Genomic DNA, 20,999 nt, shown 5'->3' with positions numbered 1-20,999 from the left:
GTTCAGTCCTTCAGTAAATGAGCCCGTTCACCACACACAACCATTAGGGTCGCTATCAGATCCGCAAACGCCACCATCCACGTGGTGGCGCTGCCTAACAACGCGAGAACCAGGAACACTACCTTGATGCCAAGCGCCAGACTGATGTTCTGACCAACACATTCATTGGCTACGTTTCGATGAGCACCACTTGTTCAATTCCCGATTTCATAGCCCGATATGTCATCGCGAACGACTAATTTCGACAGAAGTTACCGCACCGTCATCACCTGTATAGGCCCTCCACTGAGGTGGGTTCCGATTCGGATCGATGCGAGACTGGATCGCCCGCGCCAGCCGAAGATCCGCCGGATCGCCAGACGCGGCCAACGCCTGCGCGATCTGTTCCCAGGCCTGTTCGACATCGACCCGGCTTCTCTGAACACCATGGTTAGGTGGGGCACTCCGCCGAACGCTTTTCAGCCGCCCCTCCTCTCGGGCCTTGATACGCCACAACCCCTCCGACGTCCGCGCGCTCCCACGGGTAGCCTGCCGACTCGCCTCCGCGTCGATCCCCATCTCGCGCAGCTTCTCCGCAAACGTCTCCCGCCACCTCGCCAGATCCGCCTTGCGCGGATTCAGCCGTTTGCCGTGCTTGGACTCAGCCCTGACGCTGAGGTGCACGTGCGGATTGGCCTGGTGGTCGTGCAGCACCATCACCATCTTGTGGTCGGCTAATTCGACCTGAGCGAAGGCCCTGACTGCCCGCTGCACCGCCAGCGGATCCGTGCCGCGCGGCATCGACAGCATGAGGTTGAAGGCCTCACGCCGTTGCCCGGGTAGCGCATCGTCGGCGATGTAGGAGCCGCCATAGCGCCAGTCGTCAGCCAGATCGTGCAGGGCGCCGCTCCCGTGCCGGACATCGCCCAATTCGTCCTCAATATCAAGCCGGCCGTTCTTGCTGATGTAGCGGAAGTGGGCCGCAATCGCCCGCATGCCCCGCCCGCCTCCGGTCACCTTGACCATCACCTGCGGCGCTCGGCGCACCACGGTTGCGGCGATGCGGGCGCGGATCTCCGTCGCACGCTGGCGGGTCGCTTCGGCGGTCAACTTGGGGCTGGTGTTGCCACGCACGATCCGGTTGCCTGGGTAGAACAGCCGATCGCCCCACAGCACCAGAACGCCGTCAAGGTTCGAAGTGGAAGTCATGATGTGCTCCTGAGAATCACGAATGCACCGATCGACCGGTCCCGTCCGACCTGCGTTGTGGACGCAGATCGGCCAAGGCGTGCGATGCCAGCCGTAGGTGGGCTCTGACCTCCTCACCGAGACGGTCGAGCCGTTCACGGTAGACCCGGGCGGCCTGCACCTCGCCACGCCCCAGCAGCTGAGTCAGGTGGCGAAGGTCGCGGCTCAAGGTCGACAGTTCTGCGTTCGACGTCACCAGCGCGGCCAGGCAAGCCACCCGGTCGCCACCTTCGCCCAAGGCCGCGACGCCATCGAGCAGACCGGCGACGTGGTCGCCAAGGCTCAGACCAGACCGACGCGCTGTGTCGGTCAATCGCAGCAGATGCGCGCGGCTCATGCGCAGCGACACCCGCACACGGCCGCCAGCCGGCTGGGTCGAGCGGCGCGACAACGGGTGGCCAGCGACGCTGCCCGGCTGCGCCAGCACATCAGCCAGCGCACCTCGGACGACATCCGACGGCGACACACCCATCGCATCGGCACGTGCCACCAGCGCGGCCTTCAACCCTTGCAGGTCCACGCTGATCCGATCCCGCGACGTTGTGGCCATGGCAACTTCTCCAGACGCTCGACAAGTAGGTCGGTCAGTGGCTCGGTAAACGGGCCAGACCGTTGTCCGACATCGGCGCCACCGCGCCTATCTCTGCACTCACCTCTGGATGTAGTCTGGGTTCGGATCAAGGCGGGTCAGCCGATGATCCGGGCCCGGGATTCATCGGGCTGCCAGCGGGCAGACGGCCGGGGTTGTCAAACCGTTTGACAAGCAGCCGACCTGGGTGCCCCTCGGGCCAGACGAAGCGGGCGCCACGCTCTAAGCCCGCCGTGTCACTCGGAGTGACACGAGCTCGCGCCAACGCAGCCGGCCATCGGATGGCCGGGGGCTTGCTCAGTGGTAATCGTCTTCGAGCTGATGCCGCACCGCGACGATCAGCACGTGGCTGGCATCCTCGATCTCGAACAAGGCCACATAGCCTGACCGGCCAAACGGAATCACCAGTTCACGCAGGAAGGGGCTGGCGCCGGCTTTGCGGCAGGTGAACGGCGACGAGCGCAGCGTCGCCAGGCCGGCCCGGATCGCTGCCAAGGCCTGTTCGGCCAGGGCCAGATCGCCCCCGTCGCGTGCCAGCTCGCGTTCCAGCACGAAATCGAACAGGCGTTCAAGATCGTGCTGCGCCTCGCGCGTCAGGCGAACCGAGAAACTCACGTGCGCGGCAGGATCAGTCGTGATAGCGCGGCATTGAGCTTGCTCTGCAGCCGCTCGACCACCTCCTCGGCGTCGACGGTGTCGCCCGTGCGGCGCGCCTCGTCCCTCGACCTCAGGCCGCGCGCCACAAACTCGGCCTGGACCCGCCGACGCTCGACGCCCGCCCGCACCGCCGCCTCGACGAACTCGGACAGCGTTTCACCCTCAACGAGCATAGCCTCGACCTCGGCCCGGAATTCAGGCTCGACGCGGACGGCGGGGAGGTTGGCGGTTTTCATCAAGTCAGTGTATTGCAATTGCGATGCAAACACGGTCCATCCAGCAGCAGGCCTGCGGACTTGACACTCGGAGTGACAAGCTCTCACCTCTAGCCTCAGCGTTCACTCTCGCCTACGTATGCAGTCTGGTTTCGGATCGAGGCGGGGCCGCCGATGATCTGGGCCTGGATTTCATAGGGCTGCTGGCTCGCTGCCGTGGCGTTTGTCAAACCGTTTGACACGCTGCCGGGCCGCAGTTGTCAGCGCTGGAAGCGGTGAGCACTGCACCCCAAGTCCTCCAACCCGTCACCCGCCGACGGATCAGCTTGTCAAACCGTTTGACAGGCCAGATGCGAGATTCGCCCGGCACAAGCAGCGCTCAATCAACCACGAACCCGATCAGCTTCAGCGCCGCCGCAGGCAACGCGATGCGCGAGCCACCCGAGAGGGGCCGTACATAGAAGTGCCCCGCCTCGTCCGGCACCGCCGACACCAAGAGCTTGTAGCGCTGCCCTGCACTTTCGACCTGCAGCCGACACTTGGCCGGCGGATCGGTTCGCCCGCCCTTGAGGCCAGATTGTCCGGGCATGAGATCCGCGGTGTTGTCCTGCAGTGAGGTGGCCGGGTCTCCTGGGTCCGCCGTGGCGTCAGGATCAACCATCACCGGGGTCACCGCCTCATGCGGAGCCTTCAGTTCCGCCTTCAGCTGTTCCACCCGGCTGCGGGTGATGTTGTTCTGTCCTCCGACCCAGGCTTCGATCTCCTGCGGCTGCTCGGCGTGCAGCCTACGAAGTTCGTGCAACTCCTTCAGTCCGGTGCACCGCCCTTCCCTGTACGCCTGCAACAACCAGCCTGGCGGCTCGATCAGCGCCGTGACCAGACTCACCCACTGCCGGCTCTTGCCCAGGTGTCGGGCGATGTCGGCCTGGCTCTCGCCCCGCTGCAGGCGCTTCTGCACGAACATCGCCAGCTCCAGCGGGCGCAGGCCTTCGCGCTGCTCGTTCTCGATCAGCTGGTCGTAGCCATCGGCGCTGGTGTCGATGAAGGCTGGGATATGCGCCTGTCCCGCGAGCCGGGCCGCTCTCAGTCGCCGGGCGCCAAAGTTCAGGGTCCAGCGGCCCGGCTGGGTGGGGTGCGGACGCACCGAGATCGGTGATTTGACGCCGCGTTGGCGCACGGTCTCGGCCAGTTCCTGCAGGGCGGTCGCGTCGAACTCCCTGCGTGGTTGCTCTGGGTCTTCGTCGATCGCGTCCAGGGCCAACAGCAGCGGCACGCCGCTGGCCTCGGCGGGCGCCTCCAATGCCAACAGGTCATCAAGCTGCAGGGCCATGGCTCGCCTCCCGCAGAGGCTGGGCACCACAGACCAGGTCACCGATGCGGCTCAGGCTCGGCTCAATCTCGCGCCAGGCCTCGCGCGCAGCGGTCTTCTTCATCTCCCACAGTACTACGCCGGCTGCCTGGGCCTCGGCGATGCACGAGCGCTTGGGAATGGACGCGAACTGGCCTGGTCCGTCACCCGTGCGGATCATCAGCGGGTGGTAGTGCTGCACCACCTGAATGAAGTTGGCCTTCTGGAACGGCGTGGGCTCGACCAGCGTGGGCAGCAGGCCGAGCAGTTGCAGCTTGGGGTTGAGCACTGCCCGGATCTTGCGAAGACCGACCCGGTCGTGGTTCAAGAGGCCGCTGACGCCGTCGAGCGCCTCCTGGTTGAGCTGGATCGGCGAGAGCGCAAAGTCAGCCGACGCCAGCGCGGCAATGACGCGGATGTCGGGGTTCGGGTTGGTGTCGATCACGCAGACGTCGAACACCGCATCCACCGCCGTCAGGAAGCTGCGGAAGTTGCGCGCAAACGGCGTGTGCTGGTCGGGCTGGCGCTCCAGGTTCAACAGCGCCCGATCAGCGGGTACGAGGACGAAGGGCCGGTCGGGCAAGGCCAGGGCTGAATGGGTCAACAGGGCATCGGACGTGCAGTCCGCCAAGGTCGGCCGGCCGGAGAGCCGCAACGGCCGGGTGAAGTTGCCTTGGTGATCGAGGTCGATGGCCAGCACGCGTCGGCCGCGCTGGGCCAGGTGGTGAGCGAGCAAGGTGGCGACGGCGCTCTTGCCGACACCGCCCTTCTGGTTGCACAGGACCAAGGTTTTCATGGAGGTCTCCGGTGTAAGGGGGAAGGCGCTCGGGTGGTAGGGCGCGGGGCTGCCCGGCAACGCCCCTCGATGGGCCGGGGCCGGGCCTCGCGAGCCGGACGCCAGGGGGCGGCCGGCGAGCGTTGGGCGTGCGACCTCCCCTTCATGGGCCGGCCCACCCGCTCGATGCTTGAGCCGGTGGGCCGGATGGGCGGCGATGAATCCGGGGCGCCATTCATCGCCCCGGGCTTCGTGCCTGGCTCAGGCCTTGAGCCGACGCATCTCCTCGGCCAGGATCCACAGCGCGCGGTTGAGGCTGACGCTGCGGTCGATGCTGCCGACCGGCCGGGTCTGCAGGCGCTGACCCTGGGCGCTGCGGCCGGGCTGACCCCCTTGCAAGGCGTTTTCCTGCACGCGCTGGAAGGTGTTCCACAGGCTGGGGCCGGTGTCTTCCACACGGCGGGGCCGGCTGAGTTGCTCGGCGGTGATCGGGGCCGGGGCTTGGCCTTCCTGGCGCTCGCCGTAGCGCAAGGCCAGCGCGGCGGTGGCGAAGGCGCGTTCTTCGGCTGAGTCGAGGGTGAGCGCCTTCATCGCACGGGTGGATTCGTTGACCGCCTGGAAGTCGTCGAGCACGCGGAAGGCGCCTTCGATCACGTCGTGCTGGATCTGGCCCTTGTGCGGAATGCGGATGTCGTGCGCGGTCTGGCCCACCACCAGGCCATTGCAGCAGACGAAGCGGAAGACGCCGGCCAGCATCTGGTAAGCGCTGGCGCCGTCGTGGCTGTTGATCAGGATGATCTCGTTGGCTTCCGCATCCTGGCCACGGGCTTGCACCTGGCCGGTGTGGCGCAGCCGGATCAGGTGCTTGGTGTAGTCGGTCTTGCCTTCGATGCGGCTCTGGCTCTGCGCGACCATGAAGGGCTCGAAGCCTTCGTGGCGCAAGCCGCGCAGGACGTCGATGGTCGGGATGTAGGTATAGCGCTCGGAGCGGCTGACGTGCTTGCCTTCGGCAAAGATCGATGGCGCGGCGCGGCGCATCTGCTCATCGGCCAACGGGGTGTCGCTGCGGATGACGCGGGTGTTGCGCGCGAAACGGGTGGCGAGCTGGGCGCGGGCCGGGGTGGGAGTGGTGGCGGCTGTCGCGGTGGCAGTGGTCGTGAACATGATCGATTCCTTCGGGGTGAGAGGAAGACCGGGCCGGCCTGGGTCCAGCCCGGTGGGAGGGCTTCAGGCGTGGGCCGGCTGGCGTTCGCTGCGGGGCTTGCGGCTCGTGCTTGAGCTTGCGGGGGGCGATGTGCGGGCCTCGTCCGGCTGGTTGTCGCGCTCGCGGCGCGCTTCGGACTCGGCGCGGCTGTCGAGGTAGTCGATCTCGTCGACGGTGCAGGCCAGCGTGTGGACGGCCTCGCCGTCCTTGTCGTAGCGGTGGTTGCGCACGCGGCCGAGGATGTTGACGTGCGAGCCTTTGCCCAGGTAGCGCGCGGCGTTCTCGGCCTGGGCGCCCCACAGCGTCCACTGGATGGCGGTGGCTTCTTCGTTGCGGTGGTCGCCGCTGCCCCAGCGGCTGTTGCTGATGGCGGTGAGCACCGCGCGGGCAATCGGCCCTTCGCGGCCGTTGACGGTGTCGAGCTTGACGGCGCCGGCCAGGTGGGCGTGACGCTGGGTGATGTGGACGTGGGCCATGACGGTCTCCAGATGAGCGCATCAGCCGGGATCCGATCCGGGTTCCCTGACAACTGATCCTCTCGCTTGGACCTTCCTCGCTCCCGCCCTGGGGCGGGCGGGGGGTGGGGTGTGTTCACCGCAGCCGAAGCGGGGCGCCAGTCTCCTGGCCCACCGCTGAAAGATCCCCCCACAAGTCCCCCTCGCCCAAAGGACGGGGGCTTGTGGGGGGGAGCGCGGTGGGCTGGTCTGGCGCCGGGCTGCCACCCCGCGGGCGGCGCAGCGTGGCCGTGGACACCGCACAGCCGTCCGCCACGACCCGAACGGCGGCGTCCCCGCGGCTGACGTGCCACCAAGCGCCCCAGGTGCGACTGGCGCGGCGGTCGAGCCGGCGTGAGCATTCAGGGGGTTGGGGATTTGAGTTCAGCGGCCCGGCAACGGGCGTGGCGGGTGCCCGGGGAGGTCGATCACCCGCGAGGGACGCGCAGCGGACCGACCGGGTGTTCGGCCAGCCGGCCGGCCTGTCCGCCAAAGGCGGTCAGGCGCACAGGCCGGCGGTCCCGGGGCACGGGCAAGGGCCGCGCTTCAAGGAATGCCGGCGCCGCCGGCCTGGCTGGGTTGCGTGAGGGATGGCCGCCCGTCAGGGGCGAGACGCTAGGCCAGGTCCGGAGGCTCGACGCGCAGCGCAACAGCCCGGCCCGGCGGAGCGGGGACACGCCGGGGGCTTACGGACGCAGGAATGAACCAGAATGACGTCAAGGCTCGGAGGGCTGTTTCAGACTGGGTGCGGCCGCTCGCCGGTGTGCCCGTGACCGTCACTTTCCGACCCCATGCCGTCGTTGCATCCTCCCGATTGATAGTCGAAAAGCCGCCCGCTGACGGATCAGACGTGGCCCGGCGGAGACACGAAACCGGGGGAGCCGCTGCCGCTGCGGCCCGCACGGGATCATCCCGTGGTGGCCCAGCTTGCCCTTGCCCTACCATGACCGCGTGCGCCGTTCAGTGCGCGACGGAGCCCCGGTCATGGCCGCCCTTCACTGTCGAACAACCTGCGGCCCGGCCGCGACGGCCACGTCCGTCTAGCGCTGCGCTACCAACGCGTGTCCAACGCCATCAAGATCTTCCAGGGCCGCTTCGGCCGCGTCGCGCTGCTCGACATGAGCGCGCCGCTGGTGGGCCACGCGCACCACCATTGCCACATCCTCCTGAAGGCGGGCGGCGCCGACAGCGCCTTCAGCGTGCGCGGCGAAACCGCGCCGCTCACCGATGACAGCGCCGTGCTCGTCAACGCCTGGGAACACCATGCCTACACCCATCCGGTGCCGCCGGGTGAACGCACGCTGATCCTGGCGCTGTACATCGAACCGAACTGGCTCGCCGAAATCCAGCGCTCGCTGGCGATGTCGGGCCACCCGCGTTTCTTTCCGCAGAGCTGCGTGCGCGTGACGGCGGCCACGCGCAAGATCACCGAGGAATTCGTGCTCGAGCTGTGGTGGGCCGACGAGGTCTCGCCCAGCCGCCTGGAACAGTTGCTGTTCAACCTGATCATCTCGGTGGTCGAGGGCTATTCGGGCTGGCGCGACCTCGTGAGCCTGCTGCGCAGCAAGCCCCCGGTGGCCACCGACCCGCGCATCCGCCAGGCGATCACGCTGATGCGCCAGGACGTGGGCCGCGAACTCGACATGGACAGCCTGGCCGCACAGGCCGGCCTGTCGCGCGCGCACTTCTTCGCGCTGTTCCAGCGCGACACCCAGGTCACGCCCCTGGTCTACGCCAATGTGCTGCGCTTCGAGGCCGCCGTGCAGCGGCTGACGCAGACGCAGGCGTCGGTGGGTGATGTCGCCCACGGCCTGGGTTTTTCGGCGCCGGGCCATTTTTCCCGCTTCTTCCGCCAGCACCTGGGCATCACGCCCAGCGACTACCGGCGCGTGGTCAACCTGTTCGAGCCGCCCAAGAGCGACGCCGCGCCGCCCGCGCCGGTGATCTGAACCGGGGCGCGCGCTGGTCGCAGAGCCAGGCGCGTGGCCGCCCTGCCAGACGCTCCGGGTTTGCCCTTGGATCGTCGGAACTGCTGCGATGCAGCACGCAGGTCGTCAGACGATTGGGTCAGCCGCCAGACGATCCGGATCTTCACCGGACGATCGCGTTAACGCCGCGAGCCCCGTGCTGTCGAGACTGCGCCACCCCGCAGATCGACACACCGGAGACCGTTCTTGCACACCGACCCGGGCCTGCAACAGGCCCTGCCCAAGCCGCACCTCGGCCAGTCCGCACCGCGCCATGAAGACGCCGCGCTGCTGACCGGCCGCGGCCGCTTCGGCGACGACCTGGGCACGACGCCGGGCACGCTGCACGCCGCGGTGCTGCGCAGCCCGCATGCCCATGCCCGGCTGCTGGGGGTGGACACGGCCGCAGCGCTGGCCCTGCCGGGCGTGCATGCGGTGCTGACCGGGCAGGACGTGCAGCGCTGGCAGCAGCCCTTCGTGGTCGGCGTGAAGGTGCCGATGCAGCACTACGTGCTGGCCGTCGACAAGGTGCGCTATGCCGGCGAACCGGTGGCGGTGGTCGTAGCGCAGGACCGCTACATCGCCGAAGACGCGCTCGACCTGCTGCGCGCCGACTACGAGGCCCTGCCGGCGGTGGTGGGCATCGAAGCCGCCTGCGATGCTGGCGCCGCCGTGCTGCACGAGGCCGTGGGCAGCAACGTCGTCAGCGACCGCAGCTTCTGCTATGGCGACCCCGACACCGCCTTCGCCGCGGCAGACCGTCGCGTCGCGCTGACGGTGCACTACCCGCGCAACAGCTGCACGCCCATCGAGGGCGCTGTCGTCATCGCCGAATGCCTGGCCGGCGGCGAGGGCTATGAAGTCACCAGCAACTTCATGGGCCCGTTCAGCCTGCATTCGGTGATGGCGCTGGCCCTGGGCGTGGCCGCCAACAAGCTGCGCCACAAGCTGCCGCGCGACAGCGGCGGCAGCTTCGGCGTGAAGCAGGCCGTGCTGCCCTATGTGGTGCTGATGTGCCTGGCCTCGAAGAAGGCCGGCGGCGCGCCGGTGAAGTGGGTCGAGGACCGGCTCGAACACCTGGCCGCGGCGACCTCGGCCACCGCGCGGCTGACGCACATCGAAGCCGCGGTGCAGGCCGACGGCCGCATCACCGCGCTGCGCTGGGACCAGCGCGACGATGTCGGCGCCTACCTGCGTGCCCCCGAGCCGGCCACCTTCTACCGCATGCACGGCGCGCTGAGCGGGGCCTACGACATCAAGCACATCGCCGTGCGCAACCGCGTCGTGCTGACGAGCAAGACCCCCACCGGCCTGGTGCGCGGTTTCGGCGGGCCGCAGGTCTACTACGCGCTCGAACGGCTGATGGACCGCATCGCCGTCGAACTGGGCATGGACGCCATCGCCCTGCGCCAGCGCAACTTCGTGCAGGCCGCGCAGTTCCCGTACCACGCGGCAGCGGGCGCGGTGCTCGATTCCGGTGACTACGCGCTCCTGGCCGAACTGGCGCAGGCCGCGGCGCTGCGTGAAGGCCTGCAGCAGCGCCAGGCGCAGGCCCGCGCGGCCGGGCGGCTGTACGGCATCGGCGTGGCGGCCATCGTCGAGCCCTCGGTGTCGAACATGGGCTACATCAGCACCGTGCTGACGGCCGAGCAGCGCGCCAAGGCCGGGCCGAAAAACGGCGCCATCGCCAGCGCCACCGTCGGCATCGACCTGCTCGGCGGCCTGAACGTCGTCGTCGCCTCGGCGCCGGCCGGGCAGGGCCACATCACCGTGTGCGCGCAGGTGGTGGCCGACGTCTTCGGGCTGCAGCCCGAGCAGGTGGCCGTGAGCGTCGACTTCGACACCGCGAAGGACGCCTGGAGCGTGGCCGCCGGCAACTACAGCAGCCGCTTTGCAGGTGCCGTGGCCGGCACCGTGCACCTGGCAGCGACGCGGCTGCGCGACAAGCTCATGCGCATCGCTGCGGCGCAGTTCGGCTGCGCTGCCGAGGCCGTCGTTTTCGAAGGCGGCAAGGTCTTCGACAGCGCACAGCCGGCGCGCGCCCTGGCCTTCAGCCGCCTGGCGGCGGGCCCGCACTGGGCACCTGCCCTGCTGCCTGAAGGCGTGGAACCCGGCCTGCGCGAGACCGCGTTCTGGACGCCGCCGACGCTGACCGCCCCCGACGCGCAGGACCGCGTCAACACCAGCGCCTGCTACGGCTTCGTCTTCGACATCTGCGGCCTGGACGTCGACCCCGCCACCGGCCGCGTCACCGTCGACCGCTACATCACCGGCCACGATGCCGGCCGCATCCTGCACCCGGGCATGGCCGACGGGCAGATCCGCGGCGCCTTCGCGCAGGGCCTGGGCGCGGCGCTGATGGAGGAGTTCCGCTACGGCGCCGACGGCGGTTTCCAGAGCGGCACCTTCGCCGACTACCTGGTGCCCACCGCCTGCGAAGTGCCCGACCCGGTGATCGTGCACCTGCAGACACCCAGCCCCTACACGCCGCTGGGCGCCAAGGGCATCGGCGAAGGCAACAACATGAGCACGCCGGTGTGCATCGCCAACGCCTTCGCCGACGCGCTGCGCCCGCTCAAGGACGTGGCCGACATCCGCCTGCCGCTGACACCTTCACGCGTGCTGGCGCTGATCGGCGCCGAGGAACCCGCGCCACCCGCGGCGATGGCTGCCGCCATGGCCGCGGCACCGGCACCGGCCGTTTCCGGCGGCCTGGCGCTGCAGGCGCGTGGCCATGTCGACATCGCCGCGCCACCCGAGCGCGTGTTTGCGGTGCTGCTCGACCCCACGGCGCTGGCGCGCGTGATTCCCGGCTGCCATGCGCTCGTCAGCACCGGAGCGAACCAGTACCGCGCCGACGTCACCGTCGGGGTCGGTCTGGTGAAGGCGCGCTACGCCGCGCGCATCGCGCTCAGCGAGATCGACGCGCCACGTTCGCTGCGGCTGGCCGGTGACGGCCAGTCGACGCTGGGCACGGGTTCCGGCAGCGGTGTCGTGCGGCTCGAAGCCACGGCCAGCGGCACGCGGCTGCACTACGACTATGCCGCTCAGGTCGGCGGCAAGGTCGCGGCGGTGGGCAGCCGCATGCTCGAAGGCGCGGCGCGCATCGTGCTGGCGCAGCTGTTCGAATCGCTCGGGCGGCAGGCCGTGGGTGGCGGCGCGGCGCAGCCCGCGGCGCGCAGCTTCTGGCAACGCCTGCTGCACTGGCTGGGGGTGGCGAAATGAAGCCGGCCGCCTTCGACTACCAGCGCATCGCCAGTGCCGACGAGGCCTGCGCCGTGCTGGCGCAGATGGGCGAAGACGCGCGCATCCTGGCCGGCGGGCAGAGCCTGATGGCGGTGCTGAACATGCGCCTGGCGCAGCCGCAGCGGCTGCTCGACATCTCGCGCTGTGCGCCGCTGCAGCAGCTGCGTGTGGCGCAGGGCGCCTTGCAGGTCGGCGCCGCCGTCACCCAGGCCACGCTCGAATGGCGGCCGGGCCTGGCGCAGGAACTGCCGCTGCTGCAGCTGGCCTTCCCGCACATCTCGCATTTCCAGGTGCGCAACCGCGGCACGGTGGCCGGCAGCATCGCCCACGCCGACCCCTCGGCCGAGCTGCCGCTGTGCCTGCTGGCCCTGCAGGGCGAGGTGCTGCTGAAGAGCGCGCGCGCCAGCCGCCGCGTGGCGGCCGAGGACTTCTTCACCGGCATGCTGCAGACCACGCGCCGCGCCGACGAACTCGTCGAGGCCGTCTCCTTCCCGCTCGCGCGGCCGGGCCAGGGCTTCGGTTTCGAGGAGTTCTCGGTGCGCCATGGCGACTTCGCCGTCTGCGCCGTGGCCGCGGTGGCCGACGGCCAGCAGCTGCGCATCGCCGTCGGCGGTGTCGCCGACCGGCCCGTGGCGCGCAACTTCCCGCTGCTGCACGGCGACGCGCTGGCCGACGCGCTGAACGATTTCGCCTGGCAGCTGGAGGCCCGCGACGAACCCCAGGCCAGCGCCGCGCTGCGCCGCCAGCTGGTGCGCCAGCTGGGCCGGCGCGTCGCCATGCAGGCCCTGGCCGACCGCAGCCGTCGCCTCCCCCACCCCTCCGCAGGAACCCCGGCATGAACGTGCTCACCCGCGACCGCGCCCACCCCGTGCAGCTCACGCTGAACGGCCTGCCGCGGCGCGCCACCACCGAACCGCGCCAGCTGCTCAGCGATTTCCTGCGCCACGAACTCGGCCAGACCGGCACCCATGTGGGCTGCGAACACGGCGTCTGCGGCGCCTGCACCGTGCGCGTCGACGGCGTCGCGCAGCGCGCCTGCCTGATGCTGGCCGTGCAGGTCGACGGTTGCGCGGTACAGACCATCGAAGGCCTGGCGGCAGAGACCCGTGGCAGCAGCGGCGGCGACACCGACACGCTGGGCGACCTGCAGGCCGCCTTCAAGCGCCACCATGCGCTGCAGTGCGGCTTCTGCAGCGCCGGCATCCTGATGAGCGCGGCCGACTGGCTGCAGCGCGTGCCGCAGCCCAGCGAGGCGCAGGTGCGCGAGATGCTGTCCGGCCATCTGTGCCGCTGCACCGGCTACACACCCATCGTCGCGGCCATCCTCGATGTCGCCCAGGCCCGCGCCGCGGCGCTGGCCACGAAGGCCGGCCATGTTTGACCTCGGCCGCACCCTGCTGCAGAGCGTCGAACGTTCGCCGGGCCGCACGGCCATCGTCGACGGCGAACAGCGCTTCAGCTATGCCTCATGGGCGCGCACCGTCGGCGCCGTGCAGCGCGGGCTGGCCGCTGCCGGCCTGCGCGCGGGCGACCACCTGCTGGTGGTGCTGCAGAACCGCTGGGAGATGGCGGCCCTGCACTGGGCCTGCCAGTTCGCCGGCATCGTCGTGACGCCGCTGAACTGGCGCGCCAAGGGCGACGAGATCGACTACTGCCTGGCCGACAGCGGCGCGCGCGCCATCGTCTGGGAAGCGGTGGTCGACGCCGCCGTGGCCCAGAGCGAACACTCGCGCTCGGTGCTGCGCATCGGCGTCGGTGCGGTCGACGGCGCACAACTGCAGTTCGAGGACTGGCTGGCCGAACCCGCCGACCCCACGCCCGAGGCCAGCGCCGAAGACCTGTCGCTGATGCTCTACACCAGCGGCACCACCGGCAAGCCCAAGGGCGTGCCGCGCCGCCACCGCGCCGAACGCGCCGCCGCCCTGGCCCATGTCGCGCAGAACCGTTATGGCGACGCCGAATGCACCCTGGGCGTGATGCCGCTGTATCACACCATGGGCGTGCGCAGCCTGCTGGCGCTGGCGCTGGTCGACGGCCGCTTTGTCTGCATCCCGCGCTTCGATGCGAGCCAGGCGCTGGCCGCGATCGAAGCCGAACGGGTGTCCCACCTCTACCTGGTGCCGACGCTGTACCACGACCTGCTGGCCCACCCGCAGTTCGCGGCCACCGACGTCAGCAGCGTGCGCAAGCTGGGCTTTGCCGGTGCGCCGATGCACGACGCGCTGCTGCAGCGCCTGGACCAGGCCTTCCGCCCCGAACTCTTCGTCAACCACTACGGCAGCAGCGAGGTCTACACCTTCAGCATCAACCAGCGCGCCGTGGCCAAGCCTGGCAGCGCCGGCCGCGCCGGGCTGAACACGCGGCTGCGTGTGGTGAAGCTGGACAGCACCGACCCCGGCCAGTTGGCCGCGCCCGGTGAAGAAGGCCAGATCATTGCCGACCTGTTGGGCGACGAAGCCTTCGAGGGCTACCACCGCCGCCCCGACGCCAATGCCAAGAGCCTGCACGGCGGCTGGTACTTCACCGGCGACATGGGCTATGTCGACGCCGAAGGCGACCTGTTCGTCACCGGCCGTGTCGACGACATGATCATCAGCGGCGGCGAGAACATCTCGCCGGTCGACATCGAGTCGGTGCTCTCGCTGCACCCGGCCGTCGATGAAGTGGCCGTGGCCGGCCTGCCCGATGCGCGCTGGGGCCAGAAGGTGGTGGCCTTCGTGAAGCTGCACGCGAACGCCGATGCCGAGCCCGACGCCGCCACGCTGGACGCGCATTGCCGCAGCAGCGACCTCGTCAACTTCAAGCGCCCGCGCGACTACGTCTTCGTGCGCGAGATCCCCAAGAGCCCCGTCGGCAAGGTGCTGCGGCGAAAGCTGCAGGCCGGCGAGTACGAAGTCCTGTCCCCCAGTCACGGCTCTGCCAAGCAAGGAACCCATGAACCTGCCCGAACTGAACCACCCCGCGCACACGCTGCCCGCCGCGCCCGACGGCTTCCGCGTCGAGATCGACGCCGCCCGCGAACGTGCCGACATCGTGCTCGACCGCCCGCCCTTCAACGTCGTCAGCATGCTCGCGCGTGAGCAGCTGCGCATTGCCTTCGAGGCGCTGGACGCCGACGAACGCGTGCGCGTGATCGTCGTGCGCGGGCAGGGCGAACACTTCAGCAGCGGTGGCGACATCAAAGGCTTCCTGGCCGCCACGCCCGAGAAGGTCAGCCAGCTGGCCTGGAACATCGCCGCGCCGGCGCGCTGCAGCAAGCCGGTGATCGCGGCCGGCCGCGGCTATTGCTTCGGCGTCGGTTTCGAGCTCAGCCTGGCCTGCGATTTCCGCCTCGTCACCGAGACCACGCTGTACGCGCTGCCCGAGCAGAAGCTGGGCCAGATCCCGGGCAGCGGCGGTAGCGCGCGCCTGCAGAAGATGGTGGGCATCACACGCACCAAGGACATCGTGATGCGCAGCCGCCGCATCCCCGGCCGCCAGGCCTTCGACTGGGGCGTGGCCACCGACTGCGTGCCCGATGCCGAACTCGAACAGGCCACCGATGCGCTGGTCGACGAGCTGCGCAGCTTCAGCCCGCTGGCCCAGCGCACGGCCAAGAAGCTGCTCAACGACACCGAGGACTCGCCGCTGTCGATCGCGATCGAACTCGAAGGCCACTGCTATTCGCGCCTGCGCAGCAGCGAAGACTTCCGCGAAGGCGTCGAGGCCTTCCACAGCAAGCGCAAGCCGAACTTCATCGGCCGCTGATTCCCTCACCCCCAACCACGAGCACGGAGACAGACATGAAGAAGACCTTTGTTGCCACCACGCTGGCGCTGGCTGCCGCCGCCGCGTTTGCCCAAGCGGGCGCGCCCATCAAGATCGGCGTCGTCACGCCGCTGTCGGGCACCTATGCCGGCATCGGCCAGCAGGTGAAGTGGGGCCTGGATCTCGCTGCGGCGCAGATCAACGCGGGCGGCGGCGTGATGGGCCGCAAGCTGGAATTGATCTACGAAGACGAAGAGGCCAACCCGGCGGTGGCCACGCAGAAGGCCGAGAAGCTGTTCCAGGTGAACAAGGTCGACTTCCTCACCGGCACCGTGAACAGCGGGAGCACGCTGGCGGTGGGCCAGGTGGCCGAGCGCAACAACCGGCTGATCGCGACCACGGTGTCTTTCGCCGACAGCATCACCGCCGACAAGTGCAGCCCCAACGTCTTCCGCGTGAACGCCCGCGCCGGCATGCAGAGCGCGGCCCTGGCCGACTGGCTGGCCACGACCCAGAAGGACGCCAGCGTCTTCTACCTGGGGCCCGACTACGAGATGGGCCGCAGCACCGTGGCTGCGTTCAAGAGCGCGGCCGAAGGCAAGGGCGCGAAGACTGCCGGCGAGGTGTTCGCGCCGCTGGACAACAAGGACTACTCGCCCTACTTCGGGCAGATCCGCGGCGCGAAGCCGACCGTGATCTACACCTCGGTGGCCGGCAACGACACGGTGCGCCTGTTCACGCAGATGGCCGAGTTCGGCGTCAACCGGAACATCCAGGTGGTGGGCGCCTCGGGCACGGTCACCGGCCAGAACCTGGCGGCCATCGGCAAGGCGGCCGACGGCTTCGTCACCGGCGTGGGCTACTCCACCAGCATTCCCTCGGCCGAGAACCAGAAGTTCGTCGCCGACTTCACCGCCGCCAACAAGGCTGCGCCTGATCTGTATGGCGCCGACAGCTACGGCGTGCTCTTCGCCTACAAGGCCGCCGTCGAAAAGGCCAAGAGCACCGAGACCGACGCGGTGCGCACCGCGCTGCGCGGCCTGCAATGGAACACCCCGCAAGGCGTGAAGACGCTGCGCGCCGGCGACCACCAGGCCATGCAGGACATGTATGCCGTGAAGGTGAACGGCGGCAAGTTCGAGATCGTCGGCAAGGTCGCGGCAGCCGCCGCCATCGGCGCCGACACCTGCAGCAAGTTCTGAGGCCACGGCGATGCTGGAATGGCTGCAGTTCGTGTTGGCGCCGCAGGTCATCAACGGCCTGTCGATCGGCGTCGCGGTGGTGCTGATGGCGCTGGGGCTGACCATCATCTTCGGTCTGCTCGACGTCATCAACATGGCCCACGGCGAGTTCTATGCCATCGGCGCCTATGCGGCGCTGGCGCTGATCGGCGTGGGCCTGCCCTTCTGGTGGGCACTGGTGCTCACCCCACTTTTGATGGCGGTGGTGGGCTATGCGACGGAGCGTGTGCTGATACAGCGTGTCTTCCACAGCAAGGACCGCCACACGCTGACGCTGCTGCTGACCTTCGGCATCGCCATCATCCTGGAAGACCTGCTGAAGATCGTGTTCGGCGCCAACCCGCTGCGTATCGAGCAGCCCATCACCGGCGCCACCGAAATGTTCGGCCTGTTCTTCCCGAACTACCGGCTCTTCCTGATGGCGGTGGGCGCGCTGGTGATCGGCGCGGTGTGGATCGTCGTCTTCCGCACGCGGCTGGGGGCGATGGTGCGCGCCGCCGCCTTCGACCGCCACATGGCGGCCTCGCTGGGCGTGCCGGTGAGCGTGGTCTACGCCGGCACCTTCGCCTTCGGCGTGGCGCTGGCGGGGCTGTCGGGGGTGCTGCTGGCGCCGATCTACTCGGTCTTCCCGACGATGGGGCGCGACTTCGTGTTGATCGCCTTCAGCGTCGTGATCATCGGCGGCATGGGCTCGATCAAGGGCGCCGTCATCGCCGGCCTGCTGCTGACGCAGGTGCAGTCCATCAGCAGCCTCTTCATCTCGCCGGTGTGGAGCGATCCGCTGCTGTTTTCCATCATGGTCGCGGTGCTGATGTGGCGCCCGCACGGCCTCTTCGGGAGGCTCGGTCATGGTTGACTCCGCGGTGCGACTGCTGTCGTATGCCTTCTTCGCCATCGCACTGGTGTTTGCGGCGGTGGCCTGGACGCTCGACGACGTGTTCTTCTTCCGCCTGGCGACCGAGGCCTTGATCTTCGGCGGCCTGGCGCTCAGCGTCGACCTGCTGCTGGGCCGCACGGGCCTGCTGCCGCTGGGGCAGGCGCTGTTCTTCGGCTTCGGCGCCTACGTCTCGGCGCTGGTGCTCAAGCACCTGGCGCCTTCGCTGCCGCTGGCGATGTTCATCGTGCTGATCAGCAGCACCATGGTGGGCTTGCTCGGCGGTTTCATCGCCATCCGCGCCAGGGGCGTGTACTTCGCGCTCATCAGCTTCGGCTTGGCCCAGGTGGTCAGCAAGGTGGTGTTCAACACGCGCGAGCTCGGTGCGTCCGACGGCCTCATCGGCGTGCCCGCGCCGGTGTGGCTGGGGCTGGAGACGGCTCACGCGCCCAGCTTCTTCCTGCTCGTGCTGCTGGGCATGGCAGCGCTGCTGGCCTTCCTGCTGTGGCTGATGAACACCCCTTTCGGCCGCCAGCTGGACGCCATCCGGACCAACGAACACCGGCTGCCCTTCCTGGGCTTCGACCCCTGGCGCTACAAGCTCGCGGTGTTCGTGCTGGCAGCGCAGGTGGCGGCTCTCAGCGGCGCGCTTTACCCGATGCTGCGCGGCTTCGTCAGCCCGGAACTGATGTTCTTCCAGGTATCGGGCAATGCCGTCATCAACGTCATCGTCGGCGGCACCGGCACGCTGGTGGGCGCGCTCTACGGCAGCGCGCTGCTGACGGTGCTGAAGTCGGTGGTGGGCAGCTTCACCGCGCACCACGCCATCGTCATCGGCGCCTTGTTCGTGGTCTCGGTGATCTTCTTTCCCAAGGGCCTGGTGGGTTATCTGGCACCGGCACTGCAGCGCTGGCGGAGCAAACGCGCATGAACGACGACATCATCCTGAACGTGCGCGGCCTGACGGTGCGCTTCGGCGCGCTGGTCGCCGTCAACGACGTCAGCTTCGACGCGCAGCGGGGCCACATAACCTCCGTCATCGGCCCCAACGGCGCGGGCAAGAGCAGCCTGTTCAACCTGATCAGCGGCGCCATCCGGCCCAGCGCCGGGCAGGTGCTGTTCGAAGGCCGTGACATGACCGGCGCAAGGCCAGACCGCATGCTCGCCGCCGGCCTGGCGCGTTCGTTCCAGATCACCAACCTGTTCTTCGAGCTGCCGGTGCGCGAGAACCTGCGCCTTGCCGCGCAGTTCGTCGAGAACGGCCGCGGTCTGTTCCGCGGCGTCGGGGCCAGCCGCGCGGCGCTGGCGCGGGTCGACGAGCTGATCGAACGTTTCGCGCTGCAGGCGCGGGCCGACGAACTGGCGGGCTTCCTGTCGCATGGCGAACAGCGCCGGCTCGAGATTGCCGTGGCGCTGGCAGCGCGCCCGCGCCTGCTGCTGCTGGACGAGCCGACCCAGGGCATGAGCCATGCGGATACGCAAGACACCGAGGCGCTGATCCGCAGCCTGACCACCGACGGCCTGAGCCTGCTGCTGGTGGAACACGACGTGGAATTGGTGATGAACCTGTCGGACCATGTGGTGGTAATGCACCAGGGCGCCAAGCTCGCCGAGGGTCCGCCGCTGCAGGTGCGCGCCGACCCCGCGGTGCAGGCCGCCTACTTCGGCGACGCGCGTGAGGCCCAGCATGCTTGAACTGAACGATGTGCACGCACATTACGGCTTGAGCCATGTGCTGCAGGGCGTGAGCCTGCGCGTGGGTTCCGGAGAAGTGGTGGGCCTGTTCGGCCGCAACGGCGTCGGCAAGACGACGGTGATGAAGACCATCGCTGGCTGGGTGGCGCCCACGCAGGGCACGGTGCGCCTCGACGGCAAGCCCATCGGCGGTGTGGCGTCGGAACGCATCTGCCGCCAGGGCGTCGGCTTCGTGCCCGAGGACCGCCGCATCTTCCCGGGCCTGACGGTCGAGGAAAACCTGGTGCTGGGCTTCATGCAGCGCCCCGGTCGCAGTCGCGCCGAGGACCGGCGCCAGCTCGACGCCATCTACGCGCGCTTCCCGCGCCTGGGCGAACGCCGCCTGCAGATGGGCACCACGCTGTCGGGCGGTGAACAGCAGATGCTGGCGATGGCGCGTGTCCTGGTGGGCCAGCCGCGCCTGCTGCTCATCGACGAACCCACCGAAGGCCTGGCGCCGAAGATCGTCGACGAGATCTTCACGCTGATGGACGGCCTGCGCCGCGACGGCATCCCTATCCTGCTGGTCGAGCAGAACATGCACCGTGCCATCGGCCTGGTGCAGCGTTTCTACGTGCTGGAGCGTGGCGCGGTGGTGATGGCGGGCGATGGCACGAAGGCCGAGGACCGCGCTGCGCTGATGCGGCAGCTTGCGGTCTGAAACGCCCATCCTACCCTTGGCCGCGCACTGGGGTTCACGCGGGCCGCCTGGCCCGCGTGAACTGCCTGCGCTCTGCCGGCGGCGAGGCTGCGCGTCCTGGTATCAGACGCGGTGCTTCTTGAACCAGTCGTTGGCCAGCTTCTGCGCGTAAGTCGCGGCGGCCTTGTCGTAGCTGGGGCGGTAGTCGGCATTGAAGCCATGGTCCACGTTCGGGAACACCACGATTTCCGAACCGCTGCCGCCCTTGTTGATCAGGCCGCGCATCTTGGCGATGGTCTCCTGCTTAACGAAGGCGTCGATGCCTGAGTACAGGCCCAGCACTGGCACCTTGATCTCGTCGGCAAAGTCGATCGGGTCCTGCGGGCGCAGTTCAGGCGCCTTCAGGCCCTCAAGCAGGCCGTAGTACGCCACGGCAGCGTTCAGGTTGCCGTTGTGGCGGGCGTAGACCCAGGCCGTGCGGCCGCCCCAGCAGTAGCCCACCAGGCCGGTGCGTTTGGCGTCGGCGTGACCACTGGCGCGGGCAAAGGCCAGCGTGGCGTCGAGGTCAGCGCAGACCTGCGCGTCGGGCACCTTGGAGACAACCTGCGACAGGATGGCCGGGATGTCCGTCATCTTCGACACGTCGCCTTGGCGGGCGAACATCTCGGGCGCAATGGCGTAGTAGCCCATCTTGGCGTAGCGGCGGCACATGTCCTTAATGTGCTCATGCACGCCAAAGATCTCCTGGACGACCAGCATCACCGGGAACTTGCCGGGGCCGGCCGGCATCGCCCGGTAGGCCGGAATCTTGCCGTCGGCGACGGTGACGCTGACCTCACCGGCGACCAGGCCCTTGCTGTCGGTGGTGATGGCCTGCGCCAACACCGGGTTGGACGCGATGGCGAAGCCTGAGGCCAGCGACGTCATCACGAAGCCGCGCCGCGAGAAACCGGCGTTGGTCTGGTCCGCCGTCGTGGCGGGTTTGTTGAAGTCGATCGGCTTGAGTCCGTATTCCATCAGTTTCATGAAGGCTCCTGGGGT

Annotated in this window: 20 protein-coding genes; 11 read left to right on the top strand and 9 right to left on the bottom strand. The window is 68.9% G+C overall.

Annotation, left to right across the window (positions count from 1 at the left end; genetic code table 11):
* Window positions 1–222 precede the first annotated feature (222 nt).
* The 8 genes from AC5IG3_RS05765 to AC5IG3_RS05730 form a co-directional block, all read right to left on the bottom strand.
* Window positions 223–1,188, bottom strand: a complete 966-nt coding sequence (locus AC5IG3_RS05765; RefSeq protein ID WP_491905340.1) for a relaxase/mobilization nuclease domain-containing protein — start codon at window positions 1,186–1,188, stop codon at window positions 223–225.
* Window positions 1,189–1,204: 16 nt separating this feature from the next.
* Window positions 1,205–1,777, bottom strand: coding sequence for a hypothetical protein (locus AC5IG3_RS05760; RefSeq protein ID WP_491905339.1), 573 nt, complete (start codon window positions 1,775–1,777; stop codon window positions 1,205–1,207).
* Between the two features lie 336 nt (window positions 1,778–2,113).
* Window positions 2,114–2,431, bottom strand: coding sequence for a type II toxin-antitoxin system RelE/ParE family toxin (locus AC5IG3_RS05755; protein WP_491905338.1), 318 nt, complete (start codon window positions 2,429–2,431; stop codon window positions 2,114–2,116).
* Complete coding sequence (locus tag AC5IG3_RS05750) at window positions 2,428–2,709, bottom strand: YlcI/YnfO family protein (RefSeq protein WP_491905337.1); 282 nt, start codon at window positions 2,707–2,709, stop codon at window positions 2,428–2,430. The genes AC5IG3_RS05755 and AC5IG3_RS05750 overlap by 4 nt, the downstream gene beginning before the upstream one ends.
* A 358-nt stretch (window positions 2,710–3,067) precedes the next feature.
* Window positions 3,068–4,018 carry a ParB/RepB/Spo0J family partition protein gene (locus AC5IG3_RS05745; protein ID WP_491905336.1) on the bottom strand — a complete coding sequence of 317 codons (951 nt, stop codon included), beginning with the start codon at window positions 4,016–4,018 and terminating at the stop codon, window positions 3,068–3,070.
* Window positions 4,002–4,832, bottom strand: coding sequence for a ParA family protein (locus AC5IG3_RS05740; RefSeq protein WP_491905335.1), 831 nt, complete (start codon window positions 4,830–4,832; stop codon window positions 4,002–4,004). The genes AC5IG3_RS05745 and AC5IG3_RS05740 overlap by 17 nt, the downstream gene beginning before the upstream one ends.
* 240 nt (window positions 4,833–5,072) lie before the next feature.
* The gene (locus AC5IG3_RS05735) at window positions 5,073–5,975 is read right to left on the bottom strand and encodes a DUF932 domain-containing protein (protein ID WP_491905334.1); all 903 of its coding nucleotides are present in this window, start codon (window positions 5,973–5,975) and stop codon (window positions 5,073–5,075) included.
* 63 nt (window positions 5,976–6,038) lie between these two features.
* Entirely contained in the window at window positions 6,039–6,491 is a 453-nt protein-coding gene (locus AC5IG3_RS05730) for a single-stranded DNA-binding protein (RefSeq protein ID WP_491905333.1), read from the bottom strand.
* A gap of 1,079 nt (window positions 6,492–7,570) precedes the next feature.
* Here AC5IG3_RS05730 and AC5IG3_RS05725 point away from each other — a divergent pair.
* The 11 genes from AC5IG3_RS05725 to AC5IG3_RS05675 all read left to right on the top strand — a co-directional run bounded on the left by AC5IG3_RS05725 (window position 7,571) and on the right by AC5IG3_RS05675 (window position 19,979).
* Window positions 7,571–8,458, top strand: coding sequence for a helix-turn-helix domain-containing protein (locus tag AC5IG3_RS05725; protein WP_491905332.1), 888 nt, complete (start codon window positions 7,571–7,573; stop codon window positions 8,456–8,458).
* Between the two features lie 225 nt (window positions 8,459–8,683).
* On the top strand, window positions 8,684–11,701 hold the full coding sequence (locus AC5IG3_RS05720; RefSeq protein WP_491905331.1) for a xanthine dehydrogenase family protein molybdopterin-binding subunit: 3,018 nt from the start codon (window positions 8,684–8,686) through the stop codon (window positions 11,699–11,701).
* Window positions 11,698–12,561 carry an FAD binding domain-containing protein gene (locus AC5IG3_RS05715; protein ID WP_491905330.1) on the top strand — a complete coding sequence of 288 codons (864 nt, stop codon included), beginning with the start codon at window positions 11,698–11,700 and terminating at the stop codon, window positions 12,559–12,561. Before AC5IG3_RS05720 ends, AC5IG3_RS05715 begins: the two co-directional genes overlap by 4 nt.
* A complete protein-coding gene (locus AC5IG3_RS05710) occupies window positions 12,558–13,103 on the top strand; it encodes a (2Fe-2S)-binding protein (protein WP_491905329.1) in 546 nt (181 codons plus the stop codon). Before AC5IG3_RS05715 ends, AC5IG3_RS05710 begins: the two co-directional genes overlap by 4 nt.
* Window positions 13,096–14,802: an AMP-binding protein gene (locus AC5IG3_RS05705; RefSeq protein WP_491905328.1), complete on the top strand. Its 1,707-nt coding sequence runs from the start codon at window positions 13,096–13,098 to the stop codon at window positions 14,800–14,802. Before AC5IG3_RS05710 ends, AC5IG3_RS05705 begins: the two co-directional genes overlap by 8 nt.
* Window positions 14,693–15,469: an enoyl-CoA hydratase/isomerase family protein gene (locus AC5IG3_RS05700; RefSeq protein WP_491905647.1), complete on the top strand. Its 777-nt coding sequence runs from the start codon at window positions 14,693–14,695 to the stop codon at window positions 15,467–15,469. Before AC5IG3_RS05705 ends, AC5IG3_RS05700 begins: the two co-directional genes overlap by 110 nt.
* A 35-nt stretch (window positions 15,470–15,504) precedes the next feature.
* Window positions 15,505–16,671 (top strand): ABC transporter substrate-binding protein, encoded by a 1,167-nt coding sequence (locus AC5IG3_RS05695; RefSeq protein WP_491905327.1) that lies wholly within the window; start codon window positions 15,505–15,507, stop codon window positions 16,669–16,671.
* Between the two features lie 10 nt (window positions 16,672–16,681).
* Complete coding sequence (locus AC5IG3_RS05690) at window positions 16,682–17,566, top strand: branched-chain amino acid ABC transporter permease (protein WP_491905326.1); 885 nt, start codon at window positions 16,682–16,684, stop codon at window positions 17,564–17,566.
* Window positions 17,559–18,515, top strand: coding sequence for a branched-chain amino acid ABC transporter permease (locus AC5IG3_RS05685; RefSeq protein ID WP_491905325.1), 957 nt, complete (start codon window positions 17,559–17,561; stop codon window positions 18,513–18,515). Before AC5IG3_RS05690 ends, AC5IG3_RS05685 begins: the two co-directional genes overlap by 8 nt.
* Window positions 18,512–19,279, top strand: a complete 768-nt coding sequence (locus AC5IG3_RS05680; RefSeq protein ID WP_491905324.1) for an ABC transporter ATP-binding protein — start codon at window positions 18,512–18,514, stop codon at window positions 19,277–19,279. The genes AC5IG3_RS05685 and AC5IG3_RS05680 overlap by 4 nt, the downstream gene beginning before the upstream one ends.
* The gene (locus AC5IG3_RS05675) at window positions 19,272–19,979 is read left to right on the top strand and encodes an ABC transporter ATP-binding protein (RefSeq protein WP_491905323.1); all 708 of its coding nucleotides are present in this window, start codon (window positions 19,272–19,274) and stop codon (window positions 19,977–19,979) included. Before AC5IG3_RS05680 ends, AC5IG3_RS05675 begins: the two co-directional genes overlap by 8 nt.
* A gap of 102 nt (window positions 19,980–20,081) precedes the next feature.
* Here AC5IG3_RS05675 and AC5IG3_RS05670 read toward each other — a convergent pair whose 3' ends face one another.
* Window positions 20,082–20,984 (bottom strand): dienelactone hydrolase family protein, encoded by a 903-nt coding sequence (locus tag AC5IG3_RS05670; protein ID WP_491905322.1) that lies wholly within the window; start codon window positions 20,982–20,984, stop codon window positions 20,082–20,084.
* Window positions 20,985–20,999 lie beyond the last annotated feature (15 nt).

It is taken from the genome of Leptothrix sp. (in: b-proteobacteria) (assembly GCF_965250675.1).
Lineage (GTDB): Bacteria > Pseudomonadota > Gammaproteobacteria > Burkholderiales > Burkholderiaceae_C > Sphaerotilus.
Note: the sequence above shows the minus strand (reverse complement) of the source record. Positions and strands in the feature narration are given on the sequence as shown.